Below are 12,677 nucleotides of genomic sequence, written 5' to 3'. Positions count from 1 at the left end.
GGGGAGTTCGGCTGTCTGAGGTTTCGACACGTCTCGTCGCTTCGCTCCTCGTCGGCTCAACCATCGTGTGTGGCGCGGTGATTGAGCCGGGCGTTCTGCGCTGATTGAGCCGGGCGTTCTTTGCTGATTGAGCCGGGACCGAGCGTAGCGAGGACCCGTGTCGAAATCTCCGCAGCGTACGTCGGGTGGTGACCACCTCTGAGGTGGTCGGGTTGGGGAGTTCGGCTGTCTGAGGTTTCGACACGTCTCGTCGCTTCGCTCCTCGTCGGCTCAACCATCGTGTGTGGCGCGGTGATTGAGCCGGGCGTTCTTCGCTGATTGAGCCGGGCGTTCTGCGCTGATTGAGCCGGGACCGAGCGTAGCGAGGACCCGTGTCGAAATCTCTGTTGGTGGCCTCGGATGGTGGCCACCTGCGGGGTGGTCGGGTTCCGAGCCCGGCCGTCTGAGGTTTCGACACGTCTTGTCGCTGCGCTCCTCGTCGGCTCAACCATCGTGTGTGGAACGGTGATTGAGCCGGGACCGAGCATCGCGAGGACCCGTGTCGAAATCTCCGCAGTGTGCGCTGGTGGTGGCCGGCGGAGGTTTCGACTCGTCTTGTCGCTTGGCGGATTCAAGGGGTCAGCCCTTCGCTCCTCGTCGGCTCAACCATCGTGTGTGGCGCGGTGATTGAGCCGGGACCGAGCTAGGCGAGGACCCGTGTCGAAATCTCCGCAGGCTGCATTGGGTGCTGTCGACTCGACGTATCGGTGTGTAGCCGCACTCCGCGGTGAGACAATTGACGGAATATGTCAGGTGTTGACCTAACGGCTTTCGGTTACTACCCTCGCATGTGACCCGGTTCACAGGGGTGGGCCGGTCGATGTCACAGATGTGAGAGGTGGAACTTCCATGACGGCAGCACAGGAAGCCGATCCGATCGTCGGGATCGCAGACCGTGAGCAGGTCTTCATCGGCGGTCGCTGGGTCGAATCGTCCGGCGCTGAGTGGGTCGACGTGGTCGATTCGTGGTCGGAGCGCGTGGCCGCCCGAGTTCGTGCAGCCACCGCCGACGACATGGCGCGCGCCGTCGACGTGGCACGTGCCTCCTTCGATGCCGGGACCTGGGCGAACCGTCCGATCGCCGAGCGGGCCGACGTCATCGACACCATCGCCGACCGCCTCGAGGCCAGGATCGCCGAACTGACCACCCTCGGCATCGTCGAGGTCGGTGTCCCGACCCCGGTCAGTGCGATGACCCAGCAGATGACCATCGGCCTGTTCCGTGCGGTCGCCGAGCAGGCACGCTCGGCACAGCTCGCCGAGGAGCGCACGCGCGCCGACGGCGGTGTATCGCGCATCCTCAAGGAGCCGACCGGTGTGGTCGCCGCGATCATCCCGTGGAACGGGCCGATCGGGACCATCGCGTTCAAGGTGATCCCCGCGCTCGCGGCCGGATGCTCGGTGGTGCTCAAGACCGCCCCGGAAGCGCCACTGTCACCGTCGGTGTTCGCCGACGTGGTCGGCGATCTCGTAGCCGAAGGCGTAGTGCCCGAAGGCGTTCTGAGTGTTCTTGTCGCCGACCGCGACGTCTCGGAGCAGTTGGTGACCAATCCCTGGGTCGACCACATCACCTTCACCGGGAGCACCGCCACCGGGCGCCGCATCATGAGCCTCGCCGGCGAGCGTGTCGCGAAGGTGTCGCTGGAACTCGGCGGCAAGTCCGCTGCGATCATCCTCGACGACGCAGACCTCAACACCGTGATGGCCGCCCTGCCGATGGGCGGCTGTATGCAATCGGGTCAGGCATGCGTTGCGTTGACCCGGGTGCTGGTGTCGCGTAAGCGACATGACGAGATCGTCGCGGCCTACTCGGCAGCCCTGGACATGATCCCGATGGGCAACCCGTGGGAGCAGACCAACTTCCTCGGGCCGCTGACCTCCGAACGTCAGCGTGAACGGGTGGAGGGTTACATCGCCTCGGCCAAGGCCGAGGGTGCGACCGTCGTCTACGGCGGCGACCGACTCGGCGACACCGGGTTCTTCGTCCGCCCGACGCTGATCGACAACGTCCGCAGCGACATGACGATCGCACAGGAGGAGGTGTTCGGTCCGGTCATCTCGATCATCACCTACGAGGACGAGGACGATGCCGTGGCGATCGCCAACGACTCGATCTACGGCCTGTCGGGAGCGGTGTTCGCCGGCGACGAGGAGCATGGATTCGCAGTGGCGCAGCGTATCCGAACCGGAACCGTGAACGTCAACACCACCGTCCTCGACTTCACGCTCCCGTTCGGCGGGTACAAACAGTCCGGCATCGGCCGTGAGGGCGGTCCGGAGGGTCTCGAGGAGTTCTTCGAGACCAAGACCGTGCACTTCCCGGCGCCGCAACCCCAGTAGCCGCACGTCGGGCGACGTACCACGAGGAACCCAAAACGCCTCTGGCCGTGGATGATCTCAGACATCCACGGCCAGGGGCGTTGCTCGTCTCATGGGTTCGCGCGCCGCCGAAACTGCTGACAAATATCGCTTGACGTCTCATGTAAAGCCCTCTACCGTGGAATCGGGTGGCCGACATCACATCTCGGAGTCTTCCGGTTCGGCTTCCCGACAGACCCGGCACGGATCACTACTGTCGACGGCCCAGATCGTCAGAGGCCCTGCCGCATTCACGAGCGAGGAAGTCCAATCACATGAAGCTTGAGGGTAAGGTCGCACTCATCACCGGAGCCGGTTCGGGACTGGGTCGTCAGGCGTCCCAGCTGTTCTCGACCGAGGGCGCCAAGATCGCCGTCGTCGACATCGACGGTGATCGCGCCGAGCAGACCGCGAAACTGGTGGAACAGCAGGGTGGCGAGGCCATCGCGATCGTCGCGGATGTGGCCCAGAAGTCGCAGATCCAGGCGGCGGTCGACGAGACCGTCGAGAAGTTCGGCAAGCTCGACATCGCCTGGGCCAATGCCGGAATCGTCTCCCGCGGTGGTGTTCCCACTGTCGCCGGCGGCGAGCAGGTGCTGTTCGAGGATCTGACCGAGGATGACTGGAACCAGGTCCTCGGCGTCAACCTCAGCGGCGTCATCTACACCGCGCAGGCCGCGGTCCCGGCGCTCAAGGCCAACGGGGGTGGCACCATTCTGGCCACCTCCTCGGCCGCATCGCAGGTGGCCTACCACGACATCGCGCTGTACAGCGCCACCAAGGCCGGCGTCAACGGTCTGGTCCGCGGCCTCAGCCTGGAACTCGGGCCGTTCGGTATCCGGGTCAACGCACTCGCCCCGACCCACGGCATGTCCCCGAACTTCCTGATGCCGGCCGGATCCCCGGTCGTCGGGCAGTCCTACGAGGAGGTCTCCGGCCCGTGGGATCCGTTCGTCTCGCCGATCCCGCTGAAGCTCAACCGCCCGCCGTCACTGCTCGACAACGCCAAGGTGGCATTGTTCCTGGCCTCCGACGACTCGGCCTACATCTCCGGCGCCACCATCGGCTCCACCGACGGCGGCACGCTCTCACGCGTCGGGATGTGGTTCGCGGAGGATCTCGATCAGAAGAACCCGAACGCCTGAGCCATGGTCTCGTCCCCACCGACCGTGCTCACCGTCGACCGGACCGCCTGCGCGGGGCATGGATTGTGTTACGGCGTCGCACCGGACCTGATCGACTGCGAAGATCAGGGTGATCCGGTTGTGCCGGAACGAGATCTGACGCCCGATGAGGAGCGTCTCGCGCTCGAGGCGGCGTCCTTGTGTCCCGAGCGTGCCCTGACGCTGCGTCCATCCCATCAGCTCACCGAGGAACAATCATGACAACAGCCCAACGCTCGCGTGACGACGTCACCGTCGACTTCGACGTCTATGACCAGAGTCTGGCCGCTCCGGTGGACCACTTCCAGGAGCGCGCCGCCGAACTGGCCGCCAAGGGGCCGGTCGTCTACTCGACCGCATATGGTGGCCACTGGATCGTGACCCGCTACGACGAGATCCACGAGGTGCTCCGCGATCCGGAGACCTTCTCCAGCTACCCCAACAATCTCGTCACCAACGAGGCGTTCGGGAAGTTCATCCCGATCGAACTCGACCCGCCCGAGCACACCGGCTATCGCAAGGCGTTGCAGCCGTTGTTCGGGCCGGCGCGGATGAAGAAGCTCACCGACGACATCCGTGACGTGGTCAACGACCTGATCGACGGGTTCGGGGCCACGGGCGAGGCGGAGTACATCGCCGAGTTCGCCCACGAGCTGCCGGCACGGATCTTCCTGGCCCTGATGGACTGGCCGATCTCCGACGCCCCGCTGTTCACCGAGGCCACCGACGTCGTGTTGTTCGGCAAACCCGGTGGCACCGAGCAGGAATCGCTGGAGGCGCGGGCGATCGCGGGGATGCAGATGCTCGGCTACTTCCAGAAGATGGTCGACGAGCGGCGGGCGAATCCCGGTGACGACATCACCTCGACGCTGATCCACACCGAGGTCGAACTCGCCGACGGTACGCGGCTGCTGACCGACGAAGAACTCAACCGGATGTTCTTCCTGCTGCTGATCGCCGGGCTCCACACGGTCCAGGGATCGCTCGCGTGGGCGATCGTGCACCTGGTCAACAATCCCGAGCAGCGGGCCGAGCTGATCGCGGATCCGACGATGATCCCGAGCGCGGTCGAGGAGATCCTCCGGATCGAGGCGGCGGTGGTGCCGGGACGCCGTGCGACCCGCGACGTGGTGCTGGGTGGGCAGACGATCGCGGCGGGTGAACAGCTGATCCTCATGCTCTGCTCGGCCAATCGTGATGCCGGGGAGTTCGACGACCCGGATTCGCTGGACGTCACCCGGAAGCCGAACCGGCACTTGTCCTTCGGTGGCGGAAACCATCGCTGCCTCGGATCGCATCTGGCCCGGATCGAGTTGACCATCGCCCTCGAGGAACTGCATCGGCGGATTCCCGACTACCGACTGGTCGACTCCGATCCGCCGGTCTTCCATGCCAGCCAGGTGCGCGGTTGCGTGCGGATGCCGATCGTCTTCACGCCGGAGTCCTGAGCCCGGCCGTTGCCGAATAAACCTTCATGCGTTAGGTTTAGTTGTACGGGTGGGACGCGCGGATCCCCCGGGCGTCCCACCCGGCAGTCACCAGCTCCATCGGAGGACCCCATGACCACATCGCTGCCACGGCAGGACCGCATCCGGCGCGCGCTGGAACTCCTGCGCAACGAGACCACCGACAAGTTCGACGAGATCATCCCGGTGGAACCGGGAGAGTACACCGACCCCGTGCTCGCGCAAGACGAGCGCGATCACATCTTCGGTCGCGTCCCGTCGATCGTGGCGCACGGTTCGGAACTGGCGCGCCCCAACGACTTCGTCACCGTGCAGATGCCCCGCAACAACATCATCGTGGTGCGGCAGAAGGACGGCGGCGTCCGGTCCTTCGTCAATCTGTGCCGTCACCGCGGTGCCCTGCTGGAGGGCAAGGAGAAGGGGCGGTGCCGCATCTTCTCCTGCGGGTATCACCGCTGGTCGTACGATCCCGACGGTTCCCTGCGGACCATCACCCGGGACTCCACCTTCGGTGAGGTCGACCGTCGTGAGCACGGGCTGATCGAGATCCCGACCGAGGAGCGACACGGGTTCATCTGGGTCGTCGACAACGCCCAGGCGCAGATCGACGTCGCGGCATGGCTCGGTCCGGAGATGGACGGCATCCTCGCCGACTACCGGATGGACGAGCTGGTCTGCTACCGGGCGGCAGGCTTCGACGAGCCGACGAACTGGAAGATCATGCAGGACGCGTTCCTGGACGGCTATCACATCCAGTACGCCCATCCGAACACCGCCGGAAAGATCATCCACACCAACGTGATGGCCTTCGAGGACTTCGGTCGGCACTGCCGGTTCATCGCCCCGCGCAAGTCGATCGACCGCTTCCTCGAAGAGGATCCCGGCGATCGTCCGCTCGACAAGTACGTCACCGAGACGCACTTCCTGCTCCCCAACAGCACCCTGCTCCGGCAGCCGGATCACTTCCAGCTGTTGACCTTCCGGCCGCACCCGACCGATCCCACCAAGTCCCGGATGGAGCAGCGTCTGATGGTGCCCACGGTCGAGAACAGTGGGATGTCCGAGGAGAAGTGGGAACGGATCTGGAACAAGAACTGGGAGATCCTGTTGGCCGTCCTGCACCAGGAGGACTTCCCGCTGCTGCGTGACTCCCAGCGCGGCCTCGGCAGCGCCGACGCCGGGGAGATGCTGTTGGGTCGCAACGAGATCGCCAACCAGGTCTTCCGGCGCGAGACCAAGAAGCTCGTCGCCCAGGGGCGTGCCGGATCGGTGTGATCGCCGGGTTTCTCCCCTGGCGGCAACCGATTCGGCAGAATCGGCCCGTGGCGGCGGCTGTCCGATTTATCCTATTGGTATTAGGTGAAATTCCCCGATCGAAAGAGACATCATGACCGCTACCATCGGCAAGGCCCTCGACTGGTGGGCACGGACGAAAGGTGACGCCACCGCACTGGTGTTCGCCGACGAGCAGTTGAGCTACCGCGGGTTTCGCGACTGGAGCAGCCAGATCGCCCGACATCTGGTCACCGACCTCGGTGTGGCACCCGGTGACCGGGTCGGGCTGCTCGGCCCCAACTCCCTGACCTGGCCGGTCGCGGCGCTCGGTGTACTCAAGTCCGGCGGCGTCCTCGTGCCCCTGAACAGTCGCTACAAGCCCGCCGAGCTGCGCAAGATCGCCGACGACGCCGGCATCGGTGTGGTGATCGTGGCGCCGGGCTTCGAGCAGCTCGCCGAGGACACCGCGGCGATCGGCGAGTCGTTCTCGGTGCTCACCTATGCCGAGCTCGACCGATTGCGTTCCGCTGACGCCGACGACTTCCGCGTCGATCGTGAACCCGACGAGCCGACCGCGGTGCTGTTCACCAGCGGCTCGACCGGACTGTCGAAGGGGGTCATCCTCACCAATCGGACGCTGCTGTCGATCGTGCTGGAGAACACCCTCACCGAGGAGGGCTTCCGTCCGGGGGCCACCACGTTGCTGGTGCTGCCGCTCGCGTTCACGCCGGGGCTGGTCTACGGTCTGCTGATCACCACCGTGCTCGGCGGCACCCTGGTGGTCGAGCCCGAGCTCAATCCGTCCAATGCGGTGAAACTGCTCGAGCAGCATGCGGTGGAGGCGATCTTCGGTGTCCCGCTGATCTTCGAGGCCATCTCGCGCGCACCGGAATTCGCCGATGCCGACCTGTCCGCACTCAAGACCGCGATCGTCGGTGGCGCCGCGGTGCCCACCCAGCTGCTCGCACGGTGGGCCGGCAAGGGTGTGCTGCTGCGCCAGATCTACGGCATGACCGAGGCCGGCGGCGTGGCCACCGCGACCATCCGCGAGGAGGCACTGGAGTTCCCCGATCGCTGCGGCACCGGCTCGATCTTCACCGAGGTCAAGGTCTTCGGGGCGGACGGCACGCCGGCCGCTCCGGGCGAGGAGGGCGAGCTCGTCGTCCGCGGACCGGGCGTCACGCCCGGATACTGGAACGACCCCGAGTCGACGTCGCAGGCACTGCGTGACGGCTGGCTGCACAGTGGTGACCTCGGTGTGAGCGACGACGAGGGCCGCGTGCAGTTCGTCGACCGGCTCAAGGACCTGATCATCTCCGGGGGCATCAACATCTCCCCGGTCGAGCTCGAGATCGCCATCGGTGCGATCGACGGTGTCGAGGAGGTCGCGGTGATCGCCGCACACGACGACCGGTTCGGGGAGACCCCGGCTGCCATCGTCACCGTGTCCAAGGAGGTCGACGCGGCCACCATCGTCTCCCATTGTGAGCAGGTCCTCGCCGACTTCAAGGTGCCGCGCTACGTCGTGATCCGCCAGGATCCGCTGCCGCGGCTGCCCAGCGGCAAGATCGCGAAGACGGTCATCCGAGACGAGTACAAGGACGTCGAGTCCCGCTACGAGAAGGTGCGCTGACGACGGGTTACGGTCGCTGGCCGGACATCCGACGCAACCCGTCTCTTGTATCATCGAGTTCGACGGGTAGTCGGAGGTGGAAGTGGCGCGGCGAAAGACCGGCAACGTATTGAGTGGTGACATCGTCGAGGCGCGCGAGCAGATCATGGTCGCGGCGGAGAAGGTGTTCGACCGCTATGGGTTGTCGAAGACGACGATGGACGACATCGGGCGTGAGGCAGGTGTCTCACGCCCGACGGTCTATCGGTATTTCGGCGACCGCGATTCGCTGATCTCGGCACTGATCGAACGACGCTCCCGGATGCTCTTCGCCAAGGCGCGCAAGTTCATCCTGGCCCAGCCCACCTTCGCCGACCAGCTCGTCGAGGGACTGATCTTCCTCGTCGACCGTGGTCGGCGCGATCCGATGATCCGCATCCTGGTCAGTCCCGAACACATGCAGATGGCCGAACCCCTCATCGGCAGTTCGGGTCTCGCCGCCCGGCTCACCGCAGAGATGTGGGATCCGATCCTGACCCAGGCGATCGAGCGTGGGGAGATCCGCGACGACATCGATCCCGCCAGGATGGCGGAGTGGATCGCGCTGCTGCAGTTCATCCTGGTCGGCCGACTCGACTTCGACCGGCCGGACGATCCCGCTCACCGGGATATGTTGCGCACCTTTGTGCTGCCCGCCTTCTTGCCGGGTGCCGCGGAGCCGGCACTGGTGCACACGGCAACGATCCCGGCCGTCGAACCGAAGTCCTGACGGCCGGGATCGTGTCGTTCGGCGGCGGGGTCTCGTGCCTCAGGTCCGCGGGCGGTACAGCTCCTCGATCACGTCGGCGTACTTGTCGGTCACGCCCCGACGCCGGAGCTTCATCGTCGGCGTGAGCTCGGTGGAATCGGGTAGCCATTCGGTGCCGAGAATGCGGTAGGACTTGATCTGTTCGACCCGCGACAGGTGCGTGTTGGCCTCGGCGACGGCGTCGGCGACCGCCCGGCCCAATGCCGCATGCTCGGCGAGTGCGGCGGTCGAATCGTCGTCGATCCCGTTCTGCTGCGCGAACACTCGCGCGGCGTCGGGATCGAGGACGAGCAGTGCGACGTTGTAGGGCCGACGGTCGCCGATCACGCAGGCCTGGCCGATCAGCGGCGACGCGCTCTTGAGCTTGCCCTCGATGTTGACCGGTGACATGTTCTTCCCGGCCGCGTTGATGATCAGTTCTTTCTTCCGGTCGACGATGCTGACCCAGCCGTCGTCGTCGATCGTCGCGATGTCGCCGGTGTGCAACCAGCCGTGCGCATCGATGGCCTCGGCGGTCTTCTCCGGGGCCTTGCGGTAGCCGCGCATCACGTGCGGTCCGCGCAGCAGCAGCTCACCGTCGTCGGCGAGCTTCGCCTCGGTGCCGGGCTGGGCCGGCCCGACCTTGCCGACGCGGATGTCGGTGGGGATGTTGGTGAAGCCCAGCGCACTGGTCTCCGACATCCCGAAACCCTCCTGTAGCGGGAGGCCGAGGGCGAGGTAGAACTCGTGGACTGCCGGTGCGATCGGCGCGGCTCCGGTCATCAGCAGCGCGACCCGATCCAGTCCGAGTTGGCTGCGCAGGCCGGCGAAGATCGCCGCGTCGGCGGCGGAGACGGCGGCGGCGAGATCGTCGGCGACCTCGCCTGCCGCCTGTTCGGTACGCACCTTCTCGGTTGCCGCCTCGAGCGCAACCAGGGTGGCCGTGCGGGCGGCGTCGGGAAGGTCGTTGAACCGTGCGAGGAGCCCGGCACGGAGCTTCTCCCAGATCCGGGGGACGCCCAGGAACCATGACGGCCGGGCCTGGGCCACCGCGGCGAAGACCGCGCCGGCATCGCCGACGGTGGTGATCGGCCAACCGGTGACCGTCGCCAGGTAGTGGGAGAACACACGATCGGCGGCGTGGGCCGTCGGCAGGTAGGAGATCGCGGCACCGTCGGTGGCGAAGGGGAACCGCAGATTGCAGGTGTGCATCACGAACATGAGGTTGGCGTGCGTCAGCTCCACGCCCTTGGGGTCACCGGTGGTGCCGGAGGTGTAGATCAAGGTGGCCAGGTCGGTGGACTGCACCGCGCGCCAGGTGGTCTCGAAGTCGAAGGTGGTCGGTCGTGCGCCGACGAACCGCTCGAGGCCGATGACGGCCGCGTTGCCGACGTGGCCGGGGAGCGGGGTGTCGGGCGAGTCGAGCACCACAACACTCCGCAGCCCCGGCGTCGCGGTCCGACCCAGGACGTCGAGGAAGTGGCTGGTGGTGATCACCACGGCATTGTCGGCGTTGTCGAACAGGAAGGAGATCTGTTCGGGTGCGGAGGTCAGGTAGATCGAGAACGGGGTGGCGCCCAAGTGCAGTGCCGCCATGTCGGCGATGTGGAACTCGGGGCTGTTGGGCAGCATGATCGCGACGGTGTCGCCACGGGTGACGCCGAGTCCTGCGAGGCCACCGGCGAACTGCTCGACCTGGGCTGCGTACTGCGCCCAGGTCAGCGACCGGTTCTCGCCGAAGGCGATGAGCGCCTGCTGATCTGGTCGGGATCGGACGGTCGCCGCGAAGGCGTCCGGAAGGGTCGCCGCGGCGATCCCGGGTGCCGCTGTGGGAGTGGGCGCTTCGGTTGTCTGTGACATGTGGACCACCTGTCTGGGAAGGGGATTGCGATCTGGCAGGTCAGGACGATGCCGAGGCGGTGACCCCGGGCGAGCGATCAGACGCCGCGTCGTCGGGAATCCGCGGGGTCAGGGTGTAGTGCTCGTCTTGTGGAGTGTGCACACGGCGCCAGTAGTCGACGTAGCGCCACGGACTGTTGGTCACGATGCGTCCGCCGGCGTTGCGGTAGTAGGTGGTGGTGCCACCGAAGTCCCAGACTGTTTGTGCCAGAGCGGTATCGAGCTCGGCATTGTAGGCATCGTGGGCGTCCTGACGGACCTCGACGGTGGCGACGTCCCGATCGATCATCGTGCTGATCAGGGCGGTGATGTGCTGGACCTGCATCTCGGTGCCGGCGATCACGGTGCCGCCGTGCCCGGTGTTGGTGTTGGGGCCGTAGAGGCAGAAGAAGTTGGGGAAGCCCGGGACCGAGATACCCAGATGCGCGCGACCGTCGCCGGCGCCCCACACCTCGCGCAGCGTCTGCCCGGAACGGCCGCGCACGGTCAGCGAATCGAGGACGTCGACGGCCCGGAAACCGGTTGCCAACACCAGGATGTCGAGATCGTGGGTGGTCCCGTCGGCGGTCCGGACACCGCTGGTGGTGATCGTGTCGACGGCGTCGGTCACCAGGTCGACGTTCTCCCGGGTCAGGGTCGAGAACCAGCCGGCGTCGACGAGCAGGCGCTTTCCGTACGGCGGGTAGTCGGGCACGCTGTGCTCGAGGAGTTCGGGATGACCGGCGAGCTGCTGTTCGATGTATGCGGTGAGCATCGCGCGCAGACGGTCGTTGGCCTTGTTCACCGCGCGACCGAGATGCGGGAACGCGGGATCGACCTGGAGCAGTTTCCACACCTTGTCGCCCATCCGCCAGAACAGGCGGGCGCGGTACCACGCCAGGTAGTACGGCACGTGTGCGAACAGGAATCGGGTGGACTCCGCGACCTCGGCGCCCTTCAACGGATGCGGCATGGCCCACTGGGCGGTCCGCTGGAACACCGTCACCTGCTGTGCCACCTCCGACGCCGCCGGAACGAACTGCATTGCGCTGGCGCCGGTTCCGATCACCCCGACCCGCTTTCCGGTCAGGTCCAGCGACGGATCCCAGCGCGCGGTGTGCAGTGTCGGCCCGGCGAAGTCGTCGAGTCCGGGGATGTCGGGGGTGCTCGGCTGGTTGAGCAGGCCGACGGCGCTGACCACCACGTCGGCGACGATCGTGTCGGTGGGGGTGTCGCCGTCGGCGGGACCCACCGTCACCTCCCAGCGTGAGGTGGCCTCGTCGAACCGGGCCTCGTGTACGCGGGTGCGCAGGCGGGTGCGGGGCAGCACGCCATGGCGTTCGGCGAGGTCGTGCCAGTAGCGGGCCAGCTCGTCGTGCGGTGCGAAATAGGTCGACCAGTCCGGCGTGGGATCGAAGGACAGGGCGTAGAGGTGACTGGGGGTGTCCACCCCGCACCCGGGATAGATGTTCTCGTGCCAGGTTCCCCCGACGTCGGCGTTCTTGTCGACGACGGTGTAGTCGATGCCGGCCTGTCCGAGACGGACCGCCATCGCCAGACCGGAGATCCCCGCGCCGATGATCACCACATGGAAGCCCGGCGCCGGAGATCGCGTGGGCTCGGTGTGCCGGGGTGCGAGACCCATCTCCTCGGCGAGCAACTGTCCGTACTCGTCCGGGACCCGGTCGCCGAGCATCGTGGCCAGGACGTGGGAGAGGCGCTCCGGCGCCGGGGAATCGGCGAGGGTGAGTGCTCCGTCGCGCCAGCCGCGCAGCAGCGTCGTCGCGGCGTCGCGGATGGTGGCGGCGGTCCGCTCGTCGAGCCCGCCGCCGTCGTGATCACCGAGATCCGGTGGCGGGGTGGGGAGGAACGGTGCCTCGATCCACGTGTCGTCGCCGGTGATCAGGGCCAGGCAACCGAGCAGGATCGGCAGATTCGCGTCGGCGATCGCGGCGCTCAGCTCGGCGTCGGTGAAGTCGGGGGTCGGGCGGAAGGCGCCGGCGGGCTGACCGCCCCGGAGCGGAAATGTGGGATGGGGTCTGGACTCGGCCATACAGCAGACCATACAATCTGTTCAGACGTGGTGTCAATCACATATC

General features: G+C 66.5%; 9 protein-coding genes. 7 read left to right on the top strand and 2 right to left on the bottom strand.

Features of this window, described 5'->3' with window-relative positions; genetic code table 11:
- Positions 1 to 888 precede the first annotated feature (888 nt).
- The 7 genes from ACWDUA_RS22295 (at position 889) to ACWDUA_RS22265 (ending at position 8,682) form a co-directional block, all read left to right on the top strand.
- A complete protein-coding gene (locus tag ACWDUA_RS22295) occupies positions 889 to 2,379 on the top strand; it encodes an aldehyde dehydrogenase (RefSeq protein ID WP_449753199.1) in 1,491 nt (496 codons plus the stop codon).
- A gap of 293 nt (positions 2,380 to 2,672) precedes the next feature.
- Positions 2,673 to 3,542 carry an SDR family NAD(P)-dependent oxidoreductase gene (locus tag ACWDUA_RS22290; protein ID WP_449753198.1) on the top strand — a complete coding sequence of 290 codons (870 nt, stop codon included), beginning with the start codon at positions 2,673 to 2,675 and terminating at the stop codon, positions 3,540 to 3,542.
- A 3-nt stretch (positions 3,543 to 3,545) separates the two neighbouring features.
- Positions 3,546 to 3,782, top strand: coding sequence for a ferredoxin (locus tag ACWDUA_RS22285; protein WP_449753197.1), 237 nt, complete (start codon positions 3,546 to 3,548; stop codon positions 3,780 to 3,782).
- Positions 3,779 to 5,008: a cytochrome P450 gene (locus ACWDUA_RS22280; RefSeq protein WP_449753196.1), complete on the top strand. Its 1,230-nt coding sequence runs from the start codon at positions 3,779 to 3,781 to the stop codon at positions 5,006 to 5,008. The genes ACWDUA_RS22285 and ACWDUA_RS22280 overlap by 4 nt, the downstream gene beginning before the upstream one ends.
- Before the next feature lie 111 nt (positions 5,009 to 5,119).
- The gene (locus tag ACWDUA_RS22275) at positions 5,120 to 6,301 is read left to right on the top strand and encodes an aromatic ring-hydroxylating oxygenase subunit alpha (protein WP_449753195.1); all 1,182 of its coding nucleotides are present in this window, start codon (positions 5,120 to 5,122) and stop codon (positions 6,299 to 6,301) included.
- Between the two features lie 112 nt (positions 6,302 to 6,413).
- Entirely contained in the window at positions 6,414 to 7,934 is a 1,521-nt protein-coding gene (locus tag ACWDUA_RS22270; RefSeq protein ID WP_449753194.1) for a class I adenylate-forming enzyme family protein, read from the top strand.
- 82 nt (positions 7,935 to 8,016) lie between these two features.
- Positions 8,017 to 8,682 (top strand): TetR/AcrR family transcriptional regulator, encoded by a 666-nt coding sequence (locus ACWDUA_RS22265; RefSeq protein WP_449753193.1) that lies wholly within the window; start codon positions 8,017 to 8,019, stop codon positions 8,680 to 8,682.
- Positions 8,683 to 8,721: 39 nt separating this feature from the next.
- Here the strand turns inward: ACWDUA_RS22265 and ACWDUA_RS22260 are convergent, their stop codons facing one another.
- The gene (locus tag ACWDUA_RS22260; protein ID WP_449753192.1) at positions 8,722 to 10,560 is read right to left on the bottom strand and encodes an AMP-dependent synthetase/ligase; all 1,839 of its coding nucleotides are present in this window, start codon (positions 10,558 to 10,560) and stop codon (positions 8,722 to 8,724) included.
- Positions 10,561 to 10,600: 40 nt separating this feature from the next.
- Positions 10,601 to 12,631: an FAD-dependent oxidoreductase gene (locus tag ACWDUA_RS22255; RefSeq protein WP_449753191.1), complete on the bottom strand. Its 2,031-nt coding sequence runs from the start codon at positions 12,629 to 12,631 to the stop codon at positions 10,601 to 10,603.
- Between the last annotated feature and the right edge of the window lie 46 nt (positions 12,632 to 12,677).

The organism is Gordonia sp. NPDC003376 (genome assembly GCF_053589235.1).
The sequence above is the reverse complement of the archived record's forward strand: the minus strand, read 5'-3'. Positions and strand labels throughout refer to the sequence as shown.

Excerpts from the sequence above, each read along its gene's own strand:
- ACWDUA_RS22295 (WP_449753199.1), top strand. The coding sequence starts at position 889 with ATGACGGCAGCACAGGAAGCCGATCCGATCGTCGGGATCGCAGACCGT.
- ACWDUA_RS22290 (WP_449753198.1), top strand. The coding sequence starts at position 2,673 with ATGAAGCTTGAGGGTAAGGTCGCACTCATCACCGGAGCCGGTTCGGGA.
- ACWDUA_RS22285 (WP_449753197.1), top strand. The coding sequence starts at position 3,546 with ATGGTCTCGTCCCCACCGACCGTGCTCACCGTCGACCGGACCGCCTGC.
- ACWDUA_RS22280 (WP_449753196.1), top strand. The coding sequence starts at position 3,779 with ATGACAACAGCCCAACGCTCGCGTGACGACGTCACCGTCGACTTCGAC.
- ACWDUA_RS22275 (WP_449753195.1), top strand. The coding sequence starts at position 5,120 with ATGACCACATCGCTGCCACGGCAGGACCGCATCCGGCGCGCGCTGGAA.
- ACWDUA_RS22270 (WP_449753194.1), top strand. The coding sequence starts at position 6,414 with ATGACCGCTACCATCGGCAAGGCCCTCGACTGGTGGGCACGGACGAAA.
- ACWDUA_RS22260 (WP_449753192.1), bottom strand. The coding sequence starts at position 10,560 with ATGTCACAGACAACCGAAGCGCCCACTCCCACAGCGGCACCCGGGATC.
- ACWDUA_RS22255 (WP_449753191.1), bottom strand. The coding sequence starts at position 12,631 with ATGGCCGAGTCCAGACCCCATCCCACATTTCCGCTCCGGGGCGGTCAG.